The following is a 24,685-nucleotide window of genomic DNA, read 5'->3' on the forward strand; positions in this document are numbered from 1 at the left end:
GAAAAGCGACAACTCACGATTTCAATTGTCGGATGTTGCCGCGGTGGTCTCGACAGCGCTGCCGATACGAAGCGGTTTGAAACCGGCTCGGCAAATCCGTATGGTGCGGCCGGTCCGGATGGGTGGCCGAGCGGTTTAAGGCACCGGTCTTGAAAACCGGCGTGGCGGCGACGTCACCGTGGGTTCGAATCCCACCCCATCCGCCATCTACCGCCGATGGCCCTCCATGGCGCGACATCGCCGCCGATCACCGTCGGGCGAGTTGCGTGATCAAGCAGGAACGTACGTCAACCTGATCACGTTCCCGCCGATTAAATCGCTGGCCAAAAGGCGGAGCGGCGGCCGGGGGCCGGCGAAGAATGGCTTGCCACGACCAAGTACGACGGGGTGGAAGTAGAGCCGATACTCATCGATAAGGCCAAGGTCGGTTAGGCTTCGAGCCAAGTCTGGTCCGGAAACTGCAATCTCCCCAACGAGCCGAGCCTTCAGCCCGCGTATCACCGCCTCGATGTCATCCTCGACAAGTGTGGCGTTGGGGCCGACTGACTTCAACGAGCGCGACACGACCCACTTCGGTTGACTCCGCCACGCCGCCGCGAAGTCGCGTCGCTCCGCGTCCCACTCAGGATGGTCTTCGTCCCAATAGCGCATGACCTCATACATGCGGCGGCCGTACACACTGCCCGTCAGGCCGCGCACTTGCTCTATCCAGTGACGAAAGAGCGCGGGATCTGGCGCAAATTCCTGGTGGTCGACATAGCCGTCCAAGGACTGATTCATTCCGAAGAGGATCTTTGCCATGCCGCCAAATCTCCGATCCATTCTTCTAGAATACTTTAATTCGCTGTGGCACAGAGGCGAAGCCGGACAAGCGGGGCGTCACCAATAGGGCGGCCATGCTCCCCAGGGCCCGACGCTCCAGTTCAGCGCGGCATTGTCGTTCAGTTGCGCTGCCGTCTGCTGCTCATCGGCGATCTTCTTGTCGAACACCATCTTCTGATAGCGGCCATAGGCGGCCTGGTTGCCGACATAGAGGCAGCCGCAGATCGTCGGATCGGCATAGACATAGGTCACGACACCGCCGCGAACGCTGGAGACGAATTTGTGGGGCGGCAGCCCCTTCAGCGACGCCACCCGGTCCGGCGTGTCCGCGGGCCGCAGGCTGAAGCCGGCGGCAGCCAGCATATCCTCCCGCTGGCCGATGACATCGGCCGAATTGGCGCAAGCGCCGAGCAGCAACGCCGTACCGGCGAGCACGGCGAAGACCGGACTCCTGGACATCCCCTTCTCCTGGTGGCGCGGCGCCGCGGCGGGTTGCCGGACATGCGCACCCCTCGGGAAATCTGGACACATGACGTCCGAATGCACCACGAAAAATCGCCTCCAGCCCGCGACAGGTCCTCGTCCGGAAACAGTGCAGCCGGCATACTCTGATCGTCATCTCGAAAACCCCGATCTCCGTCTTGTCGGGAGCGTGGTTTGTTTCAGGACGAACTGGTCTTGCATATTGGTCGGCAAGACCATGATCATTGCGTTCGGGATCCTCCCAATCTGGCCTGGTCCATGTCCCAAGACACCGCTTCGCCCGTCGATGATCTGGATATGTTCGGGCTCGCCCCGGTATCGCTCTGGCTGGAGGACTACAGCGAGCTCCGCCTCCTGTTCGAACGTTGGCGCCGTGACGGGGTCTCGGATCTGCGCGCCCATCTCCAGCAGAATCCCGACCTGATCAAGACCTGTTCCAACTGCATTCGTTTGATCAAGGTCAACAAAAGGACGCTGACTCTGCTCGGAGCCAAGGACTTCGAACATCTGCGGAACAATCTTGATCTCATCTTCCAGGCCGACATGCTGCCGACACATGTCGATGAACTCGAGCAGCTATGGAACGGTGAAACCGAATTTTCCAGCCACACCGTCAACTACACCCTCTCCGGCCAGCGCCTGGACGTTCAGCTCAGAGGCACTCTGCTGCCGGGACATGAGGAGCGGTGGGATCGGGTGCTGGTTGCAATCGAGGACCTCACCGAGCGGGAGGCCGCACGCCGCCAACTTGCCGCGAGCGAGAATTTCGCCCACGGCCTGTTCCAGCATTCCCCGATCTCGCTGTGGGTGGAGGATTTCAGCCGGATCAAGCTGCTGCTCGACGGGCTGCGGGAGCGCGGCATCAGCGATCTGCGGGTGTTCATCGACGTCCATCCCGATTTCGTCGAACGCTGTCTCAGCGAGATCAGGGTGATCGATGTCAACGAGCACACGCTCAAGCTGTTCGCTTCCCCGGACAAGCAGACGCTGCTCCGGCGGGTCGGCGACATCTTTCGGGCCGACATGCTGCCGCACTTCCAGGGCCAGCTCGTGGATCTCTGGGAGGGCAAGCTGTTCCAGCAGCGCGAGGTCGTCAACTATGCGCTCGACGGCACCCAGCTCCATGTCCATCTGCAGTTCTCGGTGCTGCCGGGGCATGAGGACGACTGGTCCCTCGTCCAGCTCGCCCTCACCGACATCACGGCCCGCAAGAAGGCCGAGGAATATCTCGAATATCTCGGGCAGCATGACGAGCTGACCAAGCTGTTCAATCGGTCCTTCTACGCGGACGAGCTCAATCGCCTCGAACGCAAAGGCCCGTACCCGGTGACGATCATCGTCGCCGACGTGAACGGTCTCAAGGCAACCAACGATGAGCTGGGCCACCTCGCCGGCGATGGGCTTCTGCGCCGGTCGGGCGAGGTGCTGGGCAAGCTGATCGACAAGCCGGCCCATGTCGCCAGGATCGGAGGCGATGAGTTCGCGATTCTCCTGCCCGGGACCGAGGAGAAGGAGGGCGAGGCCCTCGTCGAGAAGCTCCACCAGCTCGTGGACATCAACAACCAGTTCTATCCGGGTCCGCCCCTCAGCTTCTCGATCGGAATGGCCAGAAGCCAACCCGGAGAGCGACTGGAATCCGTGGTCCGCCGCGCCGACATGCAGATGTACGAAGCCAAGCGCGCCTTCTATGCCGCGCGGTCGAGGCCGCCAGCCGGTTGACCATCGCTTTCACTCGCATAAAGGTAACCGGGAATCGCTATCAAAAGAGCCCATCACAAACGCCAAGGGCAGGCAACAAAGAGCCGGCGGGCGCTCGTGCCCCCGGTGGGTAAATCCAGTGCGACCGGTCCGGACGGATGACCGAGCGGGTTTAATGCGGGTCTTGAGAACTGTCGTGGCGGCGACGTCACAGGGGGTTCGAATCTAACACCATCCGCCAGTAGCGACAACGTTTCTAAAAAAATCCAACGTCAAGATATGCTATGCATTGACACAGAAATTTAGTATCGTAAGTCCTTTAACAATTTATTCTTATGAATAGGAGGATCGCATGCAAATTAAAACTATTTCTGAGCAACTATTCTTCACCACAGTTCGAATTGACACTGCCACGGCCCAAGGGGCTTTAGGTTCGGGCACCGGCTTCTTCTTTGCCTATAAGATTGGAAATGGAGACGCTCTGTTCATCGTAACCAACAAGCATGTTGTAGAGGGTATGCTCGAAGGCCGCTTTTCATTTCTCAAACACAGAGGAGGATTGCCAACGTTGGGCGATGGATTCAGATTAGATGTCCCTCCTCAAGATTGGTCGAGTATGTGGTTTGGGCATCCTGACCCGAACATCGATATCGCCATTTGCCCACTTGTTCCTCTCGTCAACTTCATCAAGCAGCAACATGGAATCGATCTATTCTTTCGATGTGTAGAGCCCGGCATGATTCCAACGCAATCGCAAATCGCGGATTTAGATGCGATCGAGTCGGTGACGTTCGTCGGTTATCCGAACGGTGTGTGGGATAGCAAGAACCTTTTGCCTGTCGCGCGTCGGGGCACCACTGCGAGCCCTATCGAAGTGGATTTTGAAGGCACACCTCGCTTCCTTATCGATGCGTCCGTTTTTGGTGGTTCAAGTGGAAGCCCAGTATTCATTCTTAATCACGGGACCTGGACCACAAAGAATGGCGACGTTGTCGTCGGGTCTCGCTTCTACTTCGTCGGAGTGATAGCTGCTGTTTTCTTCCGCACTCACCTGAATCAAATTGTTCCTGTGCCAATCCCTACCCAGGTTCAGCCGATGGCCCAGCAGCAGGAGATGATTGACCTCGGCATCGTGTTCAAGGCACGCACCGTTGTTGAAACTGTTGAGGCGTTCATGAAGGTGCATAGCATCGATATCTCGGTGCCCACGCAGCAACCGCCTGCCACTTCCAAACCCGTCGCATAGGCGGCGGCGAGGCGATCCTCAGCTTCGATCCAGAAGGACCGGCGATCGACACCTCGCAGCGCGCCGTCGACCTGATCAGCGAGGCAATGTTCCCGACGCCTCGGTGGTCGCCCTGCCCGCTTCGCGCCTGGGATCCGCGTTCTTTCAGCTCCGGACTGGCCTGGCCGGGGAGATCGCCCAGAAGGCCGTCGACTACCGGCTGAAGCTGGCGGTGATCGGCGACATCTCCGAGCATCTCGCCGCCAGCAACGCGCTGCGCGACTGGGTGCGCGAGGCCAATCGAGGCCGCGAGATCTGGTTCGAGCCGAGCCTGGACAGCCTGGCGGCGCGGCTCGGCCGCTCCAGGGGCTGACTGTTCGGTTTTACTGTCATTGCCGGGTTTGACCCGGCAATCCGGAAGATCTCGACAGTCTCTGGATGCCCGGGTCGAGCCCGGGCATGACAGTGAAAGAGTTGTCCGGGCCGGTCCCTCACCGCTCCGTCATCAGCGCGTTGATCTCCGGATAGGGCATCGCGCCCGAGACCAGCGGGTCGGAGACGCCGTCCTGCAGGAAGGACCGAGCCAGCTCCGCAGTCCGGGCGAACACCGTCTGGCTGATGCCGGAGCCGGCGCTGAGGCGGCGGACGCCGAGGGACGCCAACTCCGCCGCGCCCGCCAGCCCGGGCCGGGACATCACGTTCAGTGGCAGCGGCGCGGCGGCGGCGATCGCCTTGATCTCGTCGGGCTTGGTGACGCCGGGCACGAAGATGCCGTCGGCGCCGGCGTCGCGGTAGCGCCCGGCCCGGGCCAGCACCTCGGCCACCTTGCCGCCCTCCGGCGCCAGGCCCCGGAGATAGACGTCGGTGCGGGCGTTGACGAAGACGTCCTGGCCGCTGCGGGCGGCGGCGCGCTTGATCGCCTCGATCTTGGCGCAGAGCAGGTCGGGCGTCCCCGCCCCGTCCTCGAGGTTGATGCCGGAGGCGCCGGCGCCGATCAGCCGGGCCACCGCCTCGCCCACCGCGGCCGGGTCGTCGCTGTAGCCGCCCTCGGCGTCGACGGTCAGCGGCACCCGGATGATGCGGGTGATGTCGGCGGTGGTGGCGACCAGCAGGTCGAACGGCAGCACGTCGCCGTCCGGATAGCCATGCGCCCAGGCGACGCCGGCGCTGGTGGTGGCGATGGCCTTGGCGCCCAGGCTCTCGATCAGCCGGGCGCTGCCGGCGTCCCAGGCATTGGCGAGCAGCAGGATGCCGTCCTGGTGCAGGCGGCGGAACTGCTGCAGGGCATCGGCCTGACGGGTGGCGGTCATGTGCGGTTCTCTCCCAGTGTTTGGTTCAGATGGCCAGGGACAGCTGGGGGCTGCCTGCGCCTTCATGGTTCAGCAGCCAGCGCTTGCGGTCGAGGCCACCGCCGAAGCCGACCAGCGAGCCGTCGGCGCCGATCACTCGGTGGCAAGGCACCACGATCGGGATCGGGTTGGCATTGTTGGCCAGGCCGACGGCGCGCATGGCGCCGGGCTGGCCGATCCGCCGCGCGATCTCGCCATAGGAGACGGTGGTGCCGCAGGCGATGCCGCGCAGCGCCGCCCACACCGACCGCTGGAACGGCGTGCCGCCGGCCTCGACCGGCAACGTGTCGATCGCGGCGAGGTCCCCGGCGAAATACGCCTCCAGGGCCGCGGTCAGGCCGGCGGGGTTGCGCTGCGGCAGCAGGGTGAAGTCTTCGTCGCCGAGGCTGCGGGCCAGCCGGTCGCGAAGCCCTTCCTCCTCGGCCCAGTCGATGGCGCGCAGCCGTCCGGCGGCGTTGGCGACGATCACCAACTCGCCGAGCGGGCTCGGCAGGCGGTCGAAGACCAGCGCCTCAGCCATGCTTCGCCAGCCTCGCCACCGGCACCGAATCCGCAGCCCAGAGATGCTGGGCGGCATAGGCGCGCCAGGGCCGCCAGGGCTCGGCCCGCTGCAGCAAATCGGCCGGGGTCGGCCGCACCCCGGCGCCGTCGGCGGCGCCGCGAAGCAGGCCGATGTCGCTGGCCGGGAAGGCGTCGGGCTCGCGCAGAGCGCGCAGGGCGATGTACTGCGCCGTCCAGTCGCCGATGCCGCGGATCCGGCGCAGCCGGGCGATCGCCTCCTCCACCGTGCCGAAGGGCCGGAACAGGTGCGGGTCGGCGATGGCGGCCTCGGCCAAAGCGGTCAGGGTCGCCCGGCGCGATCCCGGCATGCCGAGCGCGCCGAGATCGGCGGCGGCCACGCGCTGCGGTGACGGGAAGGCGCGGGACAAGGCGGGGTTCAGCCGCGCCACCGCCGGCACCTCGGCGCCGCAGATCGACACCAGCCGGCCGGCCAGCTGCCGGGCCGCGACCACGGTGACCTGCTGGCCGAGCACGGCGCGCACCGCCAGCTCGAACCCGTCCCAGCCGCCGGGCGCTCGCAAGCCTGGGCGCTGCGCCACCAGCGGCGCCAGAAACGGGTCCTGCGACAGATGGGCGCCGATCGCCTCGATATCGGCGCCGACATCGAAGACGCGCCGCACCCGGGCCAGGATGCCCGGCAGCGACTGCACCGAGGGGAAGCGCACCAGCACCGCCAGGTTGTCGCGCGCCGGCTCGTGCCGGATCTCGACGGTGCCGATCTCCTCGCCCTCGGCGACGCTGCGCCGGTAGACCTCGCCCTCGACCTGCTCCACCCCGTCGATGGCGCGGGCCCGCAGATAGGCCAGCATCGCCGGCCAGTCATAGGGCGGGCGGTAGCGCAGTCGCAGCGTCACCCCGCCGGCGGCGACCGAATCGGCCGGCAGCCCGGCCCTGGCCCGGCGCCGCAGCGCGCTGGGCGGGCGGTGGAACAGGTCGTGGAAGGTCTCGTTGAAGCGGCGGACGCTGCCGAAGCCGGCGGCCAGCGCCACCTCGGCCATCGGCATCCGCGTCTCCTGAATCATCTGCTTGGCGAACAGCACGCGCCGGGTCTGGGCCACGGCCACCGGCGTGGCGCCGAGATGCTGCTTGAACAGCCGGCGCAGCTGGCGGCCGCCGACGCCGAGGCGTTCGGCCAGCGCCTCGACCCCCGCCTCGCCACCATCCAGCGCGCCATCGGCAATCAGCGCCAGGCCGCGCGACACGGTGTTGGAGGTGCCGCGCCAGGAGGCGAGATCCGGCGCCGTCTCCGGCCGGCAGCGCAGGCAGGGCCGGAATCCGGCCTCCTGCGCCGCGGCGGCGGAGGCGTAAAACTGGCAGTTCTCGAACTTCGCCGTGCGGGCCGGGCAGACCGGGCGGCAATAGATGCCGGTGGAGGTCACGCCGACGAAGATGCGCCCGTCGAACCGCGGGTCGCGGGTCACCAGGGCGCGATAGCAGGCTTCGGGATCGAGCGGTTCCATGGCCCGACCATGTCACGTCCGCGAGGATCACGCTCGCGGTTTTCGGACATGGTCGGCAGGGCCGGACCTACCAGCCCTTCATCGCCGCCGCCTGGGCGGCCAGCCAGTCGCAGAACAGCGACAGCGGCTTGCGCAGCGTCGCGCCGCGGACGGTGACGATGTAGAAGTGGCGGCCGGTCGCGAAGTGCCGGGGGAACGCATCGGCCAGGCGGCCGGTCCGGATCAGGTCGTCGATGATCGGGCGCCAGCCCAGCGTCACTCCCTGCCCGTCCATCGCCGCCTGCAGCGCCACCGTATGATCGGTGACCCGCAGCGACCGGGCCGGCCCCGCCGCCGGCAGGCCGAGCGCGGCGAACCACTCGCCCCAGGTCGCGCGGCGGCGCAGCGGATCCTCGTAATGGATCAGCTGGCAGCGATGCAGGTCGGCGGCGTCGCGCAGCGGGCCGTGTTCAGCCAGATAGGCCGGGCTGGCAACCGCGTGCACATGCTCCTCCCACAGCGGGATGGTGTCGTGGTCGGGCCATTTGCCGTCGCCGAGCCGGATCACCACGTCGATGCCGTCCTCGCCCGGGTCGGCGTCGCGGTCGATGGTCTGGATGCGCAAGGGCACCACCGGAAAGGCGGCGCGGAAGACGGCGAAGCGCGGCAGCAGCCAATGGGCGGCCATCGAGGTCGAGACCCCGATCACGATCTCGCGCTGCGCCGCCGCGATGGACCGGCCGGTGATGTCGTCGACCGCCTGAGCGATCGCGGACAGGCTGGTGGCGACCGCGGCGTAGAGCCGTTCGCCCTCCGGCGACAGCTCCAACCGGCGGTGATGGCGGATGAACAGGTCGAGCCCGAGCGAGGCCTCGAGCTGGCGGATGCCGTGGCTGACCGCCGACTGGGTGATCGCCAGGTCCTCCGCCGCCCTGGAGAAGCTGAGCCGCCGCGCCGACGCCTCGAACACCGCCAGGGCGTTGAGCGAGGGCAGGCTGCCGCGGAGGGTTTGCATCGACTGGGCTCATGCCGGCGTGAAGGAAATTCGGTTTACCATCGGCCGGCAGGCCGGAAGAGTGAAACCGTCACAACGATTCGCCACCGGACGACATGTCGAACGCCGATCCCCTGCTGCAGCCCTACACGCTGCGCCACCTGACCCTGCGCAACCGCTTCATGTCGACCGCGCATGAGCCGGCCTATACCGAGGACGGCCTGCCGAAGGAGCGGTACCGCCTGTACCATGCCGAGAAGGCGAAGGGCGGCATCGCCCTGACCATGATCGGCGGATCGTCCGTAGTCGCGCCGGACAGCCCGCAGGCCTTCGGCAACATCCTGCTCTACAAGGACGAGGTGGTGCGCTGGCTGCAGGAGCTGGCGGACGACGTGCATTCGCACGGCGCCGCCGTGATGATCCAGGTCACCCATCTCGGCCGCCGCACCAGCTGGTCGAAGGAGGACTGGCTGCCGGTGGTCGCCCCCTCCCCCGTGCGCGAGCCGGCGCATCGTGCCTTCCCCAAGGCGATGGAGGATTGGGACATCGAGCGCATCGTCGCCGCCTATGCCGACGGCGCCGAGCGGGTGCAGGCCGGCGGGCTCGACGGGATGGAGCTCGAATGCTACGGCCACCTGATCGACCAGTTCTGGTCGCCGGCCACCAACCAGCGCGACGACGAATATGGCGGCGGCCTGGACAACCGGCTGCGCTTCGCCTTCCAGGTGCTGCGCGCGATCCGCGACCGGGTCGGGCCGGGTTTCATCGTCGGCACCCGCATGGTCTGCGACGAGAATTGGGAGCGCGGGCTGTCCAGGGCTGAGGGGCTCGAGATCGCGCGCCGGCTCGTCGCCTCCGGCCTGATCGACTTCGTCAATGTCATCAAGGGCCATATCGACACCGACGAGGCGCTGTCGCATGTCATCCCCGGCATGGGCGCCCGCTCCGCCCCGCATCTCGACTTCGCCGGCGAGGTCCGGGCGGCGACCAAGGTGCCGACCTTCCACGCCGCCCGCATACAGGACGTCGCCACCGCTCGCCATGCGATCGAGAGCGGCAAGCTCGACATGGTCGGGATGACCCGGCCGCACATGGCCGACCCGCACATCGCCCGCAAGGTGATGGAAGGACGCGAGGCCGAGATCCGGCCCTGCGTCGGCATGGGTTACTGCATTGACAGCATCTATGGCGGCCAGGCGGCCTGCATCCACAACGCCGCCACCGGGCGCGAGGCGACGATGCCGCATGTCGTCGCCCACACGACCGGACCGCGGCGCAAGGTGGTGGTGGTCGGCGCCGGCCCGGCCGGGCTGGAGGCGGCCCGCGTGGCCGGCGAGCGCGGCCACGCCGTCACCCTGTTCGAGGCGGCGGACCAGCCGGGCGGCCAGATCCGCATCACTGCCGGCCTGCAGCGCCGGCGCGAGATCCTGGGCATCGTCGACTGGCGCACGGCGGAGTGCGAGCGCCACGGCGTGGCCATGCGGTTCAACACCTATGCCGAGGCCGGGGACGTGCTGGCCGAAGAACCCGATGTGGTGGTGGTGGCGACCGGCGGCCTGCCCAACACCAGCTTCCTCGATGCCGGCGAGGAGCTGGTGACCACCAGCTGGGACATCCTGTCCGGCGCCGCCAAGCCGGCCGAGACCGTGCTGCTCTACGACGACAACGGTGCCCATCCCGGCCTGACCGCGGCCGAGTTCATCGCCGGCGCCGGCAGCCGGCTGGAGCTGGTGACGCCGGAGCGGATGCTGGCCCCGGATGTCGGCGGCACCAGCTACCCGGCCTATTTCCGCGCCTTCTCCGAGCATGGCGTCCAGGTCACGATCAACCTGCGGCTGGAGAGCGTGCGGCGGGACGGCAACCGGCTGGTCGCCAGCTTCCTCGACGAATACGGCCACCGCCGGGTCGAGAAGCGGGCCGACCAGGTGGTGGTCGAGCACGGCACCCTGCCGCTGGACGAGCTGTATTTCGCGCTGAAGCCGCTGTCGTCCAATCTCGGCGCCGTCGACTACGAGGCGATGATCGCCAACCGACCGCAGGCGGTGCGGCGCAACCCGGAGGGCCGCTTCGTGCTGTGGCGGATCGGCGACGCCGTCTCCTCCCGCAACATCCACGCCGCGGTCTATGACGCGCTGCGGCTGCTGAAGGACGTGTGATGGCCGCGATCCTTGCCATCGATGCCGATGCGCTGGAGTTCGATCCGCTGTGGCTGGTCGAGCGGCTGCGCGACGGGCACCGGCAGGGGATCGGCGCGGTCGAGCGGCTGCTGCTGGAAGAACCGGGCGCCCCCAACAGCCTGCTGACCTGGGTGGCCTGGCAGCCGGGCGCGGCGCTGGGCGCCAAGCTGGCAGCGGTGTTCCCGGGCAACGAGGCGCGCGACGCCGGGCCGAACATCCGGTCGGTCGTCGTGCTGTTCGACGGCCAGGACGGCCGGCCGCTGGCGGTGATCACCGGCGAGAGCTTCACCCGCGCCAAGACCGCGGCCGATTCCGCCCTCGGCACCGACCTGCTGGGCCCGGCCGGATGCGGCGGTGCTGGCGGTGCTGGGCGCCGGGGCGCAGGCGGAGACGCAGATCCGATACATGCTGGCGGTGCGTCCATCGATCCGGCGCGTGGCGATCTGGAACCGCACGGCGAAGAAGGCCCGGGCGCTGGCCGCCGCCCTCTCCATTCCCGGTATTGAGATCGGCGCGGTCGAGAATGCCGAGGCGGCGGTGCGCGACGCCGACATCGTCTCCTGCGTCACCGCGTCCCGCGATCCGGTGCTGCGCGGCGCCTGGCTGAAGCCGGGCGCGCATGTCGACCTGGTCGGGTCCTTCACCCCGGAAATGCGCGAGGCCGATGACGAGGCGATGCGCCTGGGCCGGCTGTTCGTCGACACCAGGCGCTTCGCCGTCGGCCATTGCGGCGAGTTCATCCAGGCGATCGCGGCCGGCGCCATCACGCCGGAGCATGTCGTTGCCGAGCTGGCAGAGCTGTGCAGCGGCGCCGTCGGCCGCGGCTCGGCCGAGGAGATCACGCTGTTCAAGAATGCCGGCGGCGGCCATCTCGACCTGATGGTCGCGCGCGCCTTCCACGACCTGGCCGTCGGCCGGGCCCAACAAAGCTGAACCAACAAACAGGGAGCTGAGCATGAGCAACGACGAGACGCCGGGCCGCCTGCATCCGGCCATTCCGCCGATGGCCGAGCAGCTGAAGGCCGGCCGGATCGGGAGGCGCGACTTCATCCGCACCGCCGCCCTGTTGGGCATGGCGGCGCCGGCTGCCTATGCCCTGGCCGGGCGGATCACCGGCGAGGCCATGATCCCGCAGGCGCTGGCGCAGGACGCGCCACGCAAGGGCGGGATTCTGCGCATCGGCATGCCGGTGATGGATTGCGCCGACCCCGCGATCTACGACTGGTCGGAGAAGGGCAATATCGGGCGGCTGATCGTCGAGCCGCTGGTGTCGATCGGCACCGATGACGTCTCCCGGCCCTGGCTGGCCGAGAAATGGGAGGCCAATGACGATGTCAGCCAGTGGACCTTCCATCTGCGCAAGGGCGTCAAGTGGAACAACGGCGACGATTTCACCGCCGACGACGTGATCAAGACCTTCGAGCGCTGGCTCGACAGCAAGACCGGCTCGTCCAACCAGGGCCGGTTCAGCGGCCTTACGATCAAGGAGGGCGACACCGTCAAGATCGCCCCGAACGCGCTGGAGCGGGTCGACGACCACACCGTGCGCTTCCATCTGCAGAGCCCGATGCTGCAGTTCCCGGAGAGCCTGGGCGACTATCCGGCGCTGATTACCCATCGCGATTTTGCCAAATCCGGCGCCAACCTGATGAAGACCCCGGTCGGCACCGGCCCGTTCCGGCTGAAGGAGGTGGCGGTCGGGTCGCGCGCGGTGTTCGAGAAGCGGCCGGCGGCGGAGTATTGGGGCGACGAGGTCCATCTCGATGGCGTCGAGTACATCGACCTCGGCAGCGACCCGGCCGCCTGGCTGGCGGCGCTGGGCTCCGGCCAGGTCGATCTGGTGAGCCAGGTGCCGGTCAACCTGCTGCCGGCGGTGCAAGGCATCCCGGGGCTGAAGCAGTATGAGAAGCTGACGGCGGAGACCGGCGTCGCCCGCTTCCGCCTCAGCGAGCCGCCCTTCGACAAGAAGGCGGTGCGCCAGGCGATCCAGGCCTGCGTCGACCACAAGCGCCTGACCGAGCTGGCCTATCAGGGCTTCGGCACGCCGGGCGAGGATTTCCATGTCTCGCCGATCCATCCGGAATACACGTCCCTGGCGCTGCCGGCGCCGGACATCGACAAGGCCAAGAAGCTGCTGGCCGAGGCGGGCTATCCGAACGGGCTGTCGATCGAGATCAACTGCCAGGACGCGCTGAAGCACGAGATCGACACCGCCCAGGTGCTGTCGGAGATGGTCAAGCCGGCCGGCATCGACCTCAAGGTCAACGTCCTGCCCGGCGCCACCTTCTGGGACCGCTGGACCAAATGGCCGTTCTCGGTGACCCAGTGGCTGACCCGGCCGCTGGCGGTGCAGGTGCTGGCGCTGGGTTATCGCAGCGGCGTCGCCTGGAACGAGACCGGCTATGCCAATCCGGAGTTCGACAAGATCCTCGACCAAGCCCAGGCGATGCTCGATATCGAGAAGCGCAAGGCGCTGGTGCGCCAGCTGGAGCAGATCATGCAGGAGGACGCGGTCGCCATCATCCCGTTCTGGCTGAAGATCTTCACCGCCAGCACCGACAAGGTGCAGGGCTTCGAATACCACTTCGCCCGTGAGATGCACCTGAACACGGTGTGGCTGTCGGCTTGACCTGCAGTTACCCCATACCGTCATTGCGACCCCGGCCTTGAGCCGGGGGAAGCAATCCAGGGCCGCTCGCACCGGCCTCTGGATTGCTTCGTCGCTCCGCTCCTCGCAATGACGGCGAGGGAAGGGCATTGTGAACAGGTCTTGCCAGGCGGGAGAGGCAACGCGCGCCTCCGGTTATCGGCATCAGCCTTGCCGATGGCTCGTGGCCCTCACGCCGCCTCCCGGTCGCGGCGCAGGCCGTCCTTGCGCATCTGCTCCGGCGTCGTACCGGTCAGGCGGTGGAACATGGCGATGAAGGCCGAGGCGTTGCCGTAGCCGAGCCAGCGCGCCACCGCGCCGACGGACGCCCCCTCCTCCAGCCGCGACAGCGCCGCGACCAGCTTCATCCGCTGGCGCCACTCGGCGAAGGACATGCCGAGGTCGCGCTGGCAGTGGCGCGACAGGGTGCGCTCGGTGGTGCCGGTGATCCGCGCCCATTCGGCCAGCGACCGGCGGTCGCCCGGCGCCTGCTGCAGCGCCTCCAGCACCGTGCGCAGGGCCGGGTCGTCAGACAGCGGCAGGTAGGAGGAGTGGCGCGGGGCGAGCCGGATCTGGTCGACCAGCACCTGCGCCAGCCGGAGGTCGGCGTCGCTTTTCGGCACCTTCACCCCCCGGGCGTCGACATCGGCCAGGATCGCCTTGATCAGCGGGCTGAGCGCCAGGGTGCAGGGTTCTGCCGGCAGGTCGGCGCAAAGCTCGCGCACGACATAGACCGAGACGTAGCGCACCGCGTCGCGGTTGTGGCAGGCGTGCACCACGTCGGGCGGGGTCCAGATCGCGTAATGCGGCGGCGACAGGTAGCGCACGCCACCGACCGTCGCCACCATCAGGCCACGGACAGCGTAGTTCAGCTTGCCCCAGGGCAGGCATGCCTCCGGCCACACCATGCCGGCCGGATAATCCTCGGTGCGGAAGGACAGCGGATCGGGCGGTTCGCCGCGCAGCGCGGGCATGCGGTCCATGTCCTGTCCTCTCGATCGTCTGTCCGATCATCGTTATATATCTCGAACCGGCCAGGCGCTAGGGTCGCGTCATGTCCGCATCGAACACCCCATTGCGCTGGTTCGCCCTGCCGATCGTCACCGTCACGATCTGGTCCGGCAACGTGGTCGTCACCAAGCTGGCGGCCACCGAGGTCTACCCCAGCGTCATCGCCTTCGAGCGCTGGGCCCTGGCGCTGCTGCTGCTGACGCCGTTCCTGATCCGCCCGGTGTGGCGGCTGCGGCGGCAGATCCTGCCGCATCTGCCGAAGCTGGCGGTGCTGGGGCTGCTCGGCATGGCGGCCTATCAGGGGCTGGCCTATTTCGCGGCGGAGACCACTTCGGCCACCAAGATGGGCTTCGTGGTGTCGCTGGTGCCGCTGCTGACCATGGCGCTGTCGAGTTTGCTGCTGGCCGAGGCGCCGACGCCGGGCATGGTGGGCGGCGGGGGCCTGTCGCTGTTCGGCATGGCCCTGCTGCTGGGCCAGGGCGATCCGCTGGCGCCGTTCAGCGGCGGCCTGGTGCCGGGCGACGGGATGATGCTGATCGCCTGCGTCGCCTATTCCGGCTACAGCGTGCTGCTGCGGCGCTGGCCGATGCCGCTGCCGGCCTGGCCGTCGCTGTACCTGCAGATCGCCTTCGCCGCGCTGTTCCTGCTGCCCGGCTGGCTGCTGGCACCGTCGGCGCCGCACAGCATGACGGCGATCGGGATGATCCTCTATGCTGGGATTCCGACCTCGATCCTGGCGCCGTTCCTGTGGATGCAGGCGATCCGCCTGCTCGGCCCCAGCCGCACCAGCCTGTTCATCAACCTGTCGCCGGTGCTGACCGCGGCGATCGCGGTGGCGGTGCTGGGCGAGAGCCTGCACCCGTACCATCTGGCCGGCGGCGCGCTGGTGCTGCTGGGCGTCGTCCTGGCCCAGCGCTTCGGCCGGCGGCGAACTGCGATGCCGGTCGCCGTCAAGTGAAGCGGCGCCGCCCGTACCGGGGCGGCGCCGTCTTCGCTTATTTCCAGCCGTGCTCGGTGCCGAACTTGCGCAGGGCGCGTTCGTGCTCACGGCGCAGCTGGGTCAGCTTGCGGGTCAGGTCGCGGCCAAGGATCTTGCCGTAATCCTGGCCGGTCTTGGACTTGTCCCAATCGTTCTCGACGAAGCGGGCATCGACCCGGCCGGAGCGGCTGACCGAGACCGGCGTGCCGGCGAAGCTCTGCGCCGCCTTGGTCAGCTCGGCGACGAAGGTAGCGTCGTCCAGGCCGCTATAGGCCTTGCCCTCGGAATCGCCGATGTTCAGGAAGAACAGGTCGTGGCCGAAGGCGGTGTAGCCGCCGCCCAGCCCCTTGTTCACCGAGGCCGCATGCTGGAAGAAAGCCTGGGCCTCGTCGCCGCTCGGCGCGTGGTCCTTGAAGGTGACCACGGCATAGGCGGTGTTGCCCTGCCCTTCCGGCGTGAAGTCGGTGACCAGCACGCTCCACTGGCGGAAGGTGTAGCCGATCGCGGCGGCGAACAGGTCTGAGGTCTTCGCATCGGTCTCGAAGGCCGATTGCAGCGAGGCGTTGGTCTCGAGCTGATAGCCCCCCGGCGTCACCTCGGTCTGCACCTGATCGGCCGGTATGTTGAGCAGCGCCAGGATCTTCGGCAGCTCGGTGTCCTTCACCTGCTCGGTGAAGGCGGCGCGGTCGGCGTAGGTGGCCTTCGTGCCGTCGAGGCCGAGCGGCTTGAAGGTCAGCGCCTCGTACGAGAAGAGCTGGGTCGGGCCGACCGGTGCTTCCGGCGCCGGCGCGGGTTTCGGCGCGCAGGCGGCGAGAGCGACAGTCGTCGCCAGGCTGGTCGCGAGCGCGACGGTTCTGAGAGATCGCAGGAATGTCATGATGTCCCCTCCGGACCGGAGCCAAGCGCCCCGGCCGGATATAGGAATGCAGGGCCGCCCCGGTTGCAAGGCGAGAGCGCGATTTGCCGGCGCCGCCGTGATGCGCTACCAGAGGGATCCGCCCGGAGACCGAAGATGACCGACCGTCCCGACATCGCCCCAGACTCTGGCCCCGATGCCGCCGAGGCCACGCGCCGCCTGATCGAGGTGATGGCGCGGTTGCGCCACCCCGAGACCGGCTGCCCCTGGGATGTGGAGCAGAGCTTCCGCACCATCGCGCCCTACACGATCGAGGAGGCCTATGAGGTGGCCGACGCGATCGAGCGCGACGCCATGGACGAGCTGAGGGACGAGCTGGGCGACCTCTTGTTCCAGGTTGCGTTCCACTCGCGCATGGCGGAGGAGCGCGGCGCCTTCGATTTCGCCGACGTCGCCGCCGGCATCGTCGACAAGATGATCCGCCGCCACCCGCATGTGTTCGGCGACGCCGCGGTCGACGCCGACGGCATGCCGGCGCAATGGGAGCGGCAGAAGGCCGAGGAGCGCGCCGCCAAGGCCGAGGCCGAGGGCCGGCCGGCCGGGGTGCTGGACGGCATCGCCGGCGGCCTGCCCAGCCTGACCCGGGCGCTGAAGCTGCAGAAGCGGGCGGCGCGGGTCGGCTTCGACTGGACCGACCCGGCCGACATCCTCGACAAGATCGAGGAGGAGGTCGGCGAGATCCGGGCGGAGATCGACGGCAGGGCGCCGAAGGAGCGGATCGAGGACGAGATCGGCGACCTGCTGTTCTGCGCCGTCAACCTGGCCCGGCGCTACGAGGTCGACCCCGATTCCGCGCTGCGCCGGACCAACGCCAAGTTCGAGCGCCGCTTCCGCCACCTGGAAGCCGCGCTGCGGGCCGAGGGTCGCGATCCCGCCGGGGCCAGCCTGGACGAGATGGAGGCCCTGTGGATCGCCGCCAAGCGGGCGGAGACGGCGGCGTGAGGATGGCGCTGCTGTCAGGCAGGATCCGCTTCCCCGCCATCGTCGTGATGCTGGCGACATGTCTAGCTTGTGCCGCGGCCTTTGCTCAGACACCTGCGGAGCTGCTGATCGGCCGATGGGAGCTGGTCTCCCAGCGACGGGTCGTCGATGGAAAGGGCAATCCGGATCGGCCCGTTTCGGACCAGAACCGCTCGACCATCGACTTCAGCACCGATGGGACGTGGCGGATTCTCGCCAGTTCGCACAACGGATCGCGCGGCACCTATCGATGGCTGGGACCCGGTCGCATCGAGTCGACAACTATCAAGGCTCCGATCCCGGCAGGCAACGGCGCCAGGCGGACCTTGTCCGTCGAGATCGAGGACCGGCAACTCACGCTGACGGTGACGCTCTCGGCGGAGGAGCTGAAGAAGTCCGGCGGGCAGGCCAAGCCCAATGTGTCCTATCCGCAGGAGCTGGTGGTCGTCTCCACGTTTCGACGGCTGCCGGGCTGACCGCCGAACACCAGGTCGACGAGCCTGACCCAGACTGCTCGACGTCGAAGATCAGGGTCGCGCTCGGCGGGATCACGCCGCCGGCGCCTCTCGCGCTATAGCCCAGCCGGCCGGCATGGGGATCGGGTCAAGCCGCCTTCTCAGAGCACGAAGTCGCCGGCGACCAGGGCGAAAGTGCCGGTGAGGGCGATGTGGAAGTCCGACGTGCCGTCGCCGTTGACATCGCCGGCGATGGTGGTGACGCCGCCGACTGCGGAGTAGCGGAGTTGCCCAGCGACGCCGGTGTAGAGGCCGGCGCCGATGAAGGTGAAGGCCTGGTTGCCGGCCGTGCCGGTGTCGGCGTCGATCAGCGACAGGTCGATCCGGTCACCCTGGGCCTGGCTGAAATCCGTGACCATGTCCCGGTTCACCCCGACTGCGCTCTCGCTGGTGGCGCCATAGACGAAGCGATCGGCGCCGGCGCCGCCGCTGAGCGTGTCGCGGCCGGCCAGGCCGCGCAGCACGTTGGCCCCGCCATTGCCGGTCAGGGTGTCGGCGAAGTTGGAGCCGTTGAGGTTCTCGATCGAGACCAGGATGTCGCCCTGGGCGTCGCCGCCCGTGCCGGTGCCAGCGGCCAGGTTCACCGTCACCGCGGCAGCGCTGTTATAGTAGGAGGTCAGATCGGTTCCGACACCGCCCTCGAGCGTGTCGGCGCCGGCCCCACCGCGCAGCAGGTCGTCGCCGCCGAAGCCGCGCAGGATGTTGGCCCCGCTGCTGCCGGTCAGGATGTCGCCGCCGATATTGGAGCCGGTGAGGTTCTCGATCCCGCTCACGCTGTCGCCCTGGGCGTCGCCGCCCGCGCCGTGACCGCTGTTGAGGTCGACCGTCGCCCCGGACGCGCTGCCGTAATAGGTCGCGGTGTCCATTCCGGCATCGCCGAACAGGCTGTCGGCGCCGCCGCTGCCGCGCAGCAGATCGTCGCCGCCCCCGCCCCGCAGCGTGTTGGCGCCGCTGCTGCCGGTCAAGGTGTCGCCGCCGGCACCATCGGAGCCGGTGAGGTTCTCGATGCTGGTCAGGACATCGCCGAAGGCATCGCCGCCCGTGCTGGTCCCGGCGGCGAGATCGACCGTCACCCCCGCGGCGCTGTCGGTATAGCTCGCAGTGTCTGTCCCGGCATCGCCGAAGAGGCTGTCGGCGCCGACCCCGCCTTGGAGCACATCGTTGCCGCCGTAGCCGCGCAGGAGGTTGGCGCCGCCGTCACCGGTCAGGGTGTCGCCGTCGATATTGGAGCCGGTGACATTCTCGATTTCGTGCAGGGAGTCGTCCTGGGCGTCGCCGCCCGCGCCGGTGCCGCCGGCAAGATCGACCGTCACCGCCGCAGCGCTGTCGTAATAGGTCGCGGTGTCCGTCCCCTCACCGCCGTCGAGGTAGTCGACGCCGGCCCCGCCGCGCAGCAGGTCATCGCCGGCATGTCCGGCCAGGCTGTCGCTGCCGGCCAAGCCGCCGAGGCTGTCATTGCCGTTGAACCCGTAGAGGGTGTTGCCCCCAGCGTTTCCGGTCAGGATGTCATCACCCGCGCCGCCGATGATTCCTTCGAAATCGGCGCCGATGACGTCGCCGTCGGCCTCGCCGCCTGATGCGGTCAGCGTCGTCAGGTTTACCGTCACGCCGATGCCGCCGATGTAGCCGACGAGGTCGAAGCCGGCGCCACCGCTCAACTGGTCGGTTCCGCTCCCGCCATAGAGCGTGTCGCTGCCGTCGCCGCCGTTCAGCACATCGTCGCCGTTGTCGCCGCTGAGCGCGTCATTGCCGGCCATGCCGGAGAGGGTGTCGTCGCCCACACCGGCGTAGAACTGGTTTTCGACGGCCGATCCGGTCAGCGTGTCGGCGAAATCGGTGCCGAAGATGTTCTCGAAATCCGCGGCGATGACGTCGCCCTGGGCGTCACCGCCCGAAGCCGCCAGCGTCGTCAGGTTCACCGTCACGCCGCTGCTGTTGGTGGTGCGGTAGTCAAGCGAATCGATGCCGTCACTGCCGCTCAGCGTGTCTGCCCCGGTCCCGCCGATGATGCGGTCATCCCCGCCGCCGCCGCTCAGGATATCGGCACCGCCCCAACCGTTGATGATGTCGTTGTCCGCCGTGCCGGGAAGCGTGTTCGGGTTGTCGTCGCCATTGATGATCGCCACGTGCCCCTCCCCAATAAAGATTGAATATTTTACGGCAAATGCTGGGTTTGGGGCATGCCCCGGCCCGCCCCCTACTCGGCCCATTGTCCTGGCAGGGGCCGGGCCGGGTCAAGCCGGCCTGATCAGAGCACGAAGTCACCGGCGACTAGGGCCAGGTTGCCGGTGAGTTGGATGTGGAAGTCCGAGGTGCCATCTCCGTTGACGTCGCCGGCGATGGTGGTGACCCCGGGGCTTGTCACGGCGAAGCGAAGCTGCCCGGCCACGCCGGTGAACAGGCCGGTGCCGATGAAGCTGAAGGCGGCGTTGCCGAGCCCGCCGCCATTCGCATCGATCCCTGACAGGTCGATCCGGTCGCCCTGGGCGTGGCTGAAATCGGTGATCCGGTCGGCATTGGCCCCGACCGCACTATCGCTGATGGCGGCATAGACGAAGCGGTCCGCGCCGGCGCCGCCGGTGAGCGTGTCGCTGCCGGCCAGGCCGCCCAGCGCATTGGCGGCGCTGCTGCCGGTCAGGGTGTCGTTGAAGCTGGAGCCGTTGACGTTCTCGATCGAGGCCAGGACATCGCCCTGGGCGAAGCCGCCGGAGGCGGTGCCGGCGGCCAGATTCGCCCGCACCGCCGCAGTGCTGGTGTAATAGGACGTGAAGTCGACACCGGCGCCGCCGTCGAGCCTGTCGGCCCCGGACCCGCCATAGAGCTTGTCGTCGCCGCCCCACCCGCTCAGGACATTGGCGCCGCTGCCGCCGGTCAGGCTGTCGCCGCCGACATTCGAGCCGGTGAGGTTCTCGATGCCGCTCAGGGCGTCACCCTGGGCGTCACCGCCCGTGCCGGTGCCGAGATTGACCGTCACCGCCGAAGCACTGTCGTAATAGGTCGCGGTGTCCACCCCGTCACCGCCGATGAGCTTGTCTTCGCCAGCCCCGCCGCGGAGCAGATCGTTGCCGCCCCCGCCCTGCAGGGTCTCGTAGTAGCGCCAGGTGCCGGTCAGGGTGTCGTTGAAGGCGGAGCCGATGACAATCTCGATGTCCGTCAGCAGGTCGCCCTGGGCGTCGCCGCCCGTGCCGGTGCCGGAGTCGCCGTACGGGCCGGCGCGGGCGGCGAGATTGATCGTAACCCCCGACGCACTGTCGGAATACGTCGCAGTGTCCTGGTCCAGGGATCCGCCATCGAGGACGTCGGCGCCGGCGCCACCACGGAGCACGTCGTCGCCGTTGTAGCCGCTCAGGATATTGGCGCCACTGTCTCCGGTCAGCTTGTCGCCGCCGACATTGGAGCCTATGACATTTTCGATGCCGATCAGGGTGTCGGTCAGGGTGTCGCCGCCGGCACCGATTCCGAGGGTGAGATCGACGGTTACCCCTGAGGTATCGTTGATATAGTTCGCCGTATCCACCCCGGCCCCGCCATCGAGGGTGTCGTTGCCGTTTCCGCCTTCGAGCGTGTCGTTCCCGGCCCCACCGTGCAGCACATCGGCTCCGGCCCAGCCGATCAGAGTGTTGCCATCGCTGTCGCCGGTCAGGGTGTCGCCGCCAGCATTGGTGCCGCTGACGTTCTCGATCCCGACCAGCGTGTCGCCCTGGGCATCGCCGCCCATGCCGGTACCGGTGGTGAGATCGACCGTCACCGCCGCCATGCCGGCGAAATAGCTTGCGGTGTCCACGTCGTCACCGCCGTCGAGCGTGTCGGCACCGGCCCCACCGCGGAGCAGATCGTTGCCGCCCTCGCCCCGCAGGACATTGGCGCCGCTGTTCCCGGTCAGTTCGTCGCCGCCTGTGTTGGAGCCGATGACATTCTCGATGCCGATCAGGGTATAGAAGCTGGGGTAGGCAAGGCCTATCTGGCCTGTCCCAGTGTCGAGATTGACCACCCCTCCCCGGGAGTTGTCGAAATAGGTGACGGTATCCACCCCGTCACCGCCATCAAAGGTCTGGTGGCCGTCCCCCCCGTGGAGCACATCATTGCCTTGGCCGCCAAACAGTTGGTCGTCGCTGTCGCCGCCGTCGAGCACATCGTCGCCGCCGAAGCCGTTGATGATGTCATTGCCGGGCGTGCCGTTGATGACGTTCGGGTTGTCGTCGCCGTTGAAGATCGCCACGTGCGCCTCCCAGAAATATGTAAAAATTTTGAGATAAATATCTGTATTCAGGGCAGCCCTGCCGCCCCTGCTCGGCCTATTGTCCTAGCAGGGGCCGGGCCGGGTCAAGCCCGGGGCGCGGGCGAGGATCAGACGCCGAGCAGCTCGACGTCGAAGATCAGGGTCGCGTTCGGCGGGATCACGCCGCCGGCGCCGCGGGCGCCGTAGCCCAGCGCGGCCGGGATCACCAGGCGGCGCTTGCCGCCGATCTTCATGCCCTGCACGCCCTCGTCCCAGCCGCGGATCACCCGGCCGCCGCCGAGCGGGAAGCGGAACGGCTCGTTGCGGTCCTTGCTGGAATCGAACTTCTTGCCGGCGCTGCCGTCGGCGTTCTGCAGCCAGCCGGTGTAGTGCACCGTCACGGTGACGCCGGCCTTCGCCTCGTCGCCGGTGCCGACCTCGATATCCTCGATTTCCAGCCCGGAGGCGGTGGTGGTGCGGGACATGATGCTTCCTTCGCGGGTTGGTGTCGGGTTCGGCCGGGCTCAGGCCGCGGCCGCGATCTCGCCCATGGCGGCGCGGGCGGCGCGCCAGCTGGCTTCGTCCGGCGCCACCAGGATCGGGCCATGGCGCAGCGTCGGGCGGTAGCGGGTGCCGTCCAGCACCGCGGCCCAGCCGCCGGCCTCGGCATGCAGCAGCGTGCCGGCGGCGTGGTCCCAGGGAAACAGCTTGCGATAGGCCAGGATGTCGATCCGGCCCTCGACGGCGTCGATGTAATCGGCGCCGGCGCAGTTGACATGGATGTGCGAGGCGACGGCGTCGCGCAGCCGCATCACCGCCACGGCGTAGCCGGGCGGCCGCTTGGCCAGGTTGAAGCCGCCGCGCAGCGTCGCCAGCGGGCCGGGCGCGGCCAGAGTCTGGCGACGGCCGTCGATGAAGGCGCCTTCGCCGCGGATCGCCCAGGCGGTGCGGTTGTCGACCGGCAGGTGGATCCAGCCCATCAGCGTCTCGCCCCGCTGCACCAGGGCGACGATGGTGCCGAAGCGCGGCCGGCCGGCAACGAAATTGGCGGTGCCGTCGACCGGGTCGACGATCCAGACCGGGTCGTCGCCGTCGAGCAGGTCGAGCACGGCCGGGTCATTGGCATAGGCCTCCTCCCCGACCACGAGCGAGCCGGGCAGCAACTCGGGCAGCCGCGCGGCCAGGCGGATCTCGCTCTCCTGGTCGGCGATGGTGACGAGGTCGCCGGGCGCCTTCTCCATCACCGAGCCCTCCTCCAGCCGGCCGAAGCGCGGCAGGATCAGCTCCTGCGCGGTCTCCGCGATCAGGGCGGCGACCGTGTCGATATCAGGCAGGCGCAGCATCGACTGACTCTCAGTGGCGGGGGGCGGTGCCGAGCTGGCGGTGCAGCCGCGCGGCATCGTTGGGATGAAGGCGGACGCGGATGAAGAGATGGGCGCCGTCGTCGCGCGCCTCCAGCACCTCGCCATGCTCGTGCAGCCAGGCCAGAGTGCGGCCGTCGGCGATGTCGAGCTTGACGGTCATGGTCTCGCGGTCGGCGTTGATGCGGCGGGCGATCAGTTCCATCAGCCCGTCGCAGCCCTCGCCGGTGAGGGCCGAGATCACCGCCGCGTCATGGCCGCGCCGACGCACCGCGGTCGACAAGGTCTCGCGCTCAGGCTCCGGCAGCAGGTCGGCCTTGTTCAGGACCTCGATCACCCGCCCGTCGGAATCGATGTCGATGTCGAGGTCGCGCAGCACCCCCTCGACATCCTCGCGCTGGGCCTCGGTGTCGGGATGGGCGATGTCGCGGACATGCAGGATGAGGTCGGCGGCCTGCACCTCCTCCAGCGTCGCCCGGAAGGCCGCGACCAGATGGGTCGGCAGGTCGGAGATGAAGCCCACGGTGTCGGACAGGATGATCCGCCGCCCCTGCCCCGCCTCGATCGCCCGCATGGTCGGGTCCAGCGTGGCGAACAGCATATCCTTGGCCAGCACCGTGGCCCGGGTCAGGCGGTTGAATAGCGTCGACTTGCCGGCATTGGTGTAGCCGACCAGCGCCACCACCGGGTACGGCACGCGGGCCCGGGCGTCGCGGTGCAGCGACCGGGTGCGGCGGACGTCGTCGAGCTGGCGCTTGATCTGGATGATGCGGTCGTCGATCTGGCGGCGGTCCAGCTCGATCTGGGTTTCGCCGGGGCCGCCGAGGAAGCCGGCGCCGCCGCGCTGCCGCTCGAGATGGGTCCAGGACCGCACCAGGCGCGAGCGCTGGTAGCTGAGATGCGCCAGCTCGACCTGCAACTGGCCCTCGCGGGTACGGGCGCGCTCGCCGAAGATCTCGAGGATCAGGCCGGTGCGGTCGATCACCTTGACCTTCCAGCGGCGCTCGAGGTTGCGCTGCTGCACCGGGCTGAGGGTGGCGTCGACCACCACCAGCCCGGCCTCGGTGGCGGCGACCACCGAGGACAGCTCCTCCAGCGCGCCCTCGCCGATCAGGGTCGAAGGCTGCGGCCGCGACACCCGGACGCAGCGGGCCTCGGCGATATCGAGCGAGATGGCGCGCGACAGCCCGACCGCCTCCTCCAGCGAGGCCTCGGCGGTCCGCCCTGACTCGTTGCGGGTGCCCGGCAGAACCGGGTGGATGACGATGGCGCGTCCCGAGGACGCGCCATCCGCACCGGGATTTGGCCCTGAAGTCTGGCCCAAAGGGA

Annotated in this window: 23 protein-coding genes and 1 tRNA gene; 11 read left to right on the forward strand and 13 right to left on the reverse strand. The window is 68.2% G+C overall.

Annotated features, from left to right (window positions below):
• Positions 1-116: 116 nt before the first annotated feature.
• Positions 117-206 (forward strand) — tRNA-Ser (locus QFZ27_RS25630).
• Positions 207-270: 64 nt separating this feature from the next.
• Here the strand turns inward: QFZ27_RS25630 and QFZ27_RS25635 are convergent.
• On the reverse strand, positions 271-801 hold the full coding sequence (locus QFZ27_RS25635; protein WP_429229294.1) for a dihydrofolate reductase family protein: 531 nt from the start codon (positions 799-801) through the stop codon (positions 271-273).
• Between the two features lie 78 nt (positions 802-879).
• The gene (locus QFZ27_RS25640) at positions 880-1,281 is read right to left on the reverse strand and encodes a hypothetical protein (protein ID WP_429229295.1); all 402 of its coding nucleotides are present in this window, start codon (positions 1,279-1,281) and stop codon (positions 880-882) included.
• A gap of 198 nt (positions 1,282-1,479) precedes the next feature.
• Between QFZ27_RS25640 and QFZ27_RS25645 the strand changes: the two genes are divergently transcribed.
• The 3 genes from QFZ27_RS25645 (at position 1,480) to QFZ27_RS25655 (ending at position 4,601) form a co-directional block, all read left to right on the forward strand.
• Positions 1,480-3,024, forward strand: coding sequence for a sensor domain-containing diguanylate cyclase (locus tag QFZ27_RS25645; RefSeq protein WP_429229296.1), 1,545 nt, complete (start codon positions 1,480-1,482; stop codon positions 3,022-3,024).
• A gap of 331 nt (positions 3,025-3,355) precedes the next feature.
• Entirely contained in the window at positions 3,356-4,249 is an 894-nt protein-coding gene (locus tag QFZ27_RS25650; RefSeq protein ID WP_429229297.1) for a S1 family peptidase, read from the forward strand.
• A gap of 103 nt (positions 4,250-4,352) precedes the next feature.
• Positions 4,353-4,601 (forward strand): DUF4180 domain-containing protein, encoded by a 249-nt coding sequence (locus QFZ27_RS25655; protein WP_429229298.1) that lies wholly within the window; start codon positions 4,353-4,355, stop codon positions 4,599-4,601.
• Between the two features lie 118 nt (positions 4,602-4,719).
• On the opposite strand, the gene QFZ27_RS25660 is transcribed toward QFZ27_RS25655, so the two are convergent.
• The 4 genes from QFZ27_RS25660 to QFZ27_RS25675 form a co-directional block, all read right to left on the reverse strand.
• The gene (locus QFZ27_RS25660; protein WP_429229299.1) at positions 4,720-5,538 is read right to left on the reverse strand and encodes an isocitrate lyase/PEP mutase family protein; all 819 of its coding nucleotides are present in this window, start codon (positions 5,536-5,538) and stop codon (positions 4,720-4,722) included.
• A gap of 25 nt (positions 5,539-5,563) precedes the next feature.
• On the reverse strand, positions 5,564-6,097 hold the full coding sequence (locus QFZ27_RS25665; protein WP_429229300.1) for a methylated-DNA--[protein]-cysteine S-methyltransferase: 534 nt from the start codon (positions 6,095-6,097) through the stop codon (positions 5,564-5,566).
• Positions 6,090-7,598: a DNA-3-methyladenine glycosylase 2 family protein gene (locus tag QFZ27_RS25670; RefSeq protein WP_429229301.1), complete on the reverse strand. Its 1,509-nt coding sequence runs from the start codon at positions 7,596-7,598 to the stop codon at positions 6,090-6,092. Before QFZ27_RS25670 ends, QFZ27_RS25665 begins: the two co-directional genes overlap by 8 nt.
• A 67-nt stretch (positions 7,599-7,665) precedes the next feature.
• Entirely contained in the window at positions 7,666-8,592 is a 927-nt protein-coding gene (locus tag QFZ27_RS25675) for a LysR substrate-binding domain-containing protein (protein ID WP_429229302.1), read from the reverse strand.
• A gap of 95 nt (positions 8,593-8,687) precedes the next feature.
• Here QFZ27_RS25675 and QFZ27_RS25680 point away from each other — a divergent pair, with 95 nt between their 5' ends.
• From QFZ27_RS25680 to QFZ27_RS25695, 4 genes are read left to right on the forward strand one after another with little or no spacing between them, the layout of a single operon-like run.
• Complete coding sequence (locus QFZ27_RS25680; protein WP_429229303.1) at positions 8,688-10,727, forward strand: oxidoreductase; 2,040 nt, start codon at positions 8,688-8,690, stop codon at positions 10,725-10,727.
• The gene (locus tag QFZ27_RS25685) at positions 10,727-11,254 is read left to right on the forward strand and encodes a hypothetical protein (protein WP_429229304.1); all 528 of its coding nucleotides are present in this window, start codon (positions 10,727-10,729) and stop codon (positions 11,252-11,254) included. The genes QFZ27_RS25680 and QFZ27_RS25685 overlap by 1 nt, the downstream gene beginning before the upstream one ends.
• The gene (locus QFZ27_RS25690; RefSeq protein WP_429232493.1) at positions 11,145-11,681 is read left to right on the forward strand and encodes an ornithine cyclodeaminase family protein; all 537 of its coding nucleotides are present in this window, start codon (positions 11,145-11,147) and stop codon (positions 11,679-11,681) included. Before QFZ27_RS25685 ends, QFZ27_RS25690 begins: the two co-directional genes overlap by 110 nt.
• 22 nt (positions 11,682-11,703) lie before the next feature.
• Positions 11,704-13,377 (forward strand): ABC transporter substrate-binding protein, encoded by a 1,674-nt coding sequence (locus QFZ27_RS25695; RefSeq protein ID WP_429229305.1) that lies wholly within the window; start codon positions 11,704-11,706, stop codon positions 13,375-13,377.
• A 209-nt stretch (positions 13,378-13,586) separates the two neighbouring features.
• Here the strand turns inward: QFZ27_RS25695 and QFZ27_RS25700 are convergent, their stop codons facing one another.
• Positions 13,587-14,378, reverse strand: a complete 792-nt coding sequence (locus tag QFZ27_RS25700) for an AraC family transcriptional regulator (protein WP_429229306.1) — start codon at positions 14,376-14,378, stop codon at positions 13,587-13,589.
• 71 nt (positions 14,379-14,449) lie between these two features.
• On the opposite strand from QFZ27_RS25700, the gene QFZ27_RS25705 reads away from it, so the two are divergent.
• Positions 14,450-15,364, forward strand: coding sequence for a DMT family transporter (locus QFZ27_RS25705; protein ID WP_429229307.1), 915 nt, complete (start codon positions 14,450-14,452; stop codon positions 15,362-15,364).
• A 37-nt stretch (positions 15,365-15,401) separates the two neighbouring features.
• Here QFZ27_RS25705 and QFZ27_RS25710 read toward each other — a convergent pair whose 3' ends face one another.
• Entirely contained in the window at positions 15,402-16,262 is an 861-nt protein-coding gene (locus QFZ27_RS25710) for a hypothetical protein (protein ID WP_429229308.1), read from the reverse strand.
• A gap of 135 nt (positions 16,263-16,397) precedes the next feature.
• On the opposite strand from QFZ27_RS25710, the gene mazG reads away from it, so the two are divergent.
• Together mazG and QFZ27_RS25720 are read left to right on the forward strand one after the other, a co-directional pair.
• Positions 16,398-17,243, forward strand: coding sequence for a nucleoside triphosphate pyrophosphohydrolase (gene mazG / locus QFZ27_RS25715; protein ID WP_429229309.1), 846 nt, complete (start codon positions 16,398-16,400; stop codon positions 17,241-17,243).
• A gap of 2 nt (positions 17,244-17,245) precedes the next feature.
• Positions 17,246-17,737 (forward strand): META domain-containing protein, encoded by a 492-nt coding sequence (locus tag QFZ27_RS25720; RefSeq protein ID WP_429229310.1) that lies wholly within the window; start codon positions 17,246-17,248, stop codon positions 17,735-17,737.
• A gap of 140 nt (positions 17,738-17,877) precedes the next feature.
• Here QFZ27_RS25720 and QFZ27_RS25725 read toward each other — a convergent pair whose 3' ends face one another.
• The 5 genes from QFZ27_RS25725 to hflX form a co-directional block, all read right to left on the reverse strand.
• Positions 17,878-19,902 (reverse strand): beta strand repeat-containing protein, encoded by a 2,025-nt coding sequence (locus tag QFZ27_RS25725; protein ID WP_429229311.1) that lies wholly within the window; start codon positions 19,900-19,902, stop codon positions 17,878-17,880.
• A 122-nt stretch (positions 19,903-20,024) separates the two neighbouring features.
• Entirely contained in the window at positions 20,025-21,995 is a 1,971-nt protein-coding gene (locus QFZ27_RS25730; RefSeq protein ID WP_429229312.1) for a beta strand repeat-containing protein, read from the reverse strand.
• Between the two features lie 128 nt (positions 21,996-22,123).
• Positions 22,124-22,480, reverse strand: coding sequence for an FKBP-type peptidyl-prolyl cis-trans isomerase (locus tag QFZ27_RS25735; RefSeq protein ID WP_429229313.1), 357 nt, complete (start codon positions 22,478-22,480; stop codon positions 22,124-22,126).
• A gap of 39 nt (positions 22,481-22,519) precedes the next feature.
• A complete protein-coding gene (locus QFZ27_RS25740) occupies positions 22,520-23,338 on the reverse strand; it encodes an inositol monophosphatase family protein (protein WP_429229314.1) in 819 nt (272 codons plus the stop codon).
• Between the two features lie 10 nt (positions 23,339-23,348).
• A complete protein-coding gene (gene hflX / locus QFZ27_RS25745; protein ID WP_429229315.1) occupies positions 23,349-24,680 on the reverse strand; it encodes a GTPase HflX in 1,332 nt (443 codons plus the stop codon).
• Between the last annotated feature and the right edge of the window lie 5 nt (positions 24,681-24,685).

Source organism: Inquilinus ginsengisoli (genome assembly GCF_050434925.1).
Lineage (GTDB): Bacteria > Pseudomonadota > Alphaproteobacteria > DSM-16000 > Inquilinaceae > Inquilinus > Inquilinus ginsengisoli_B.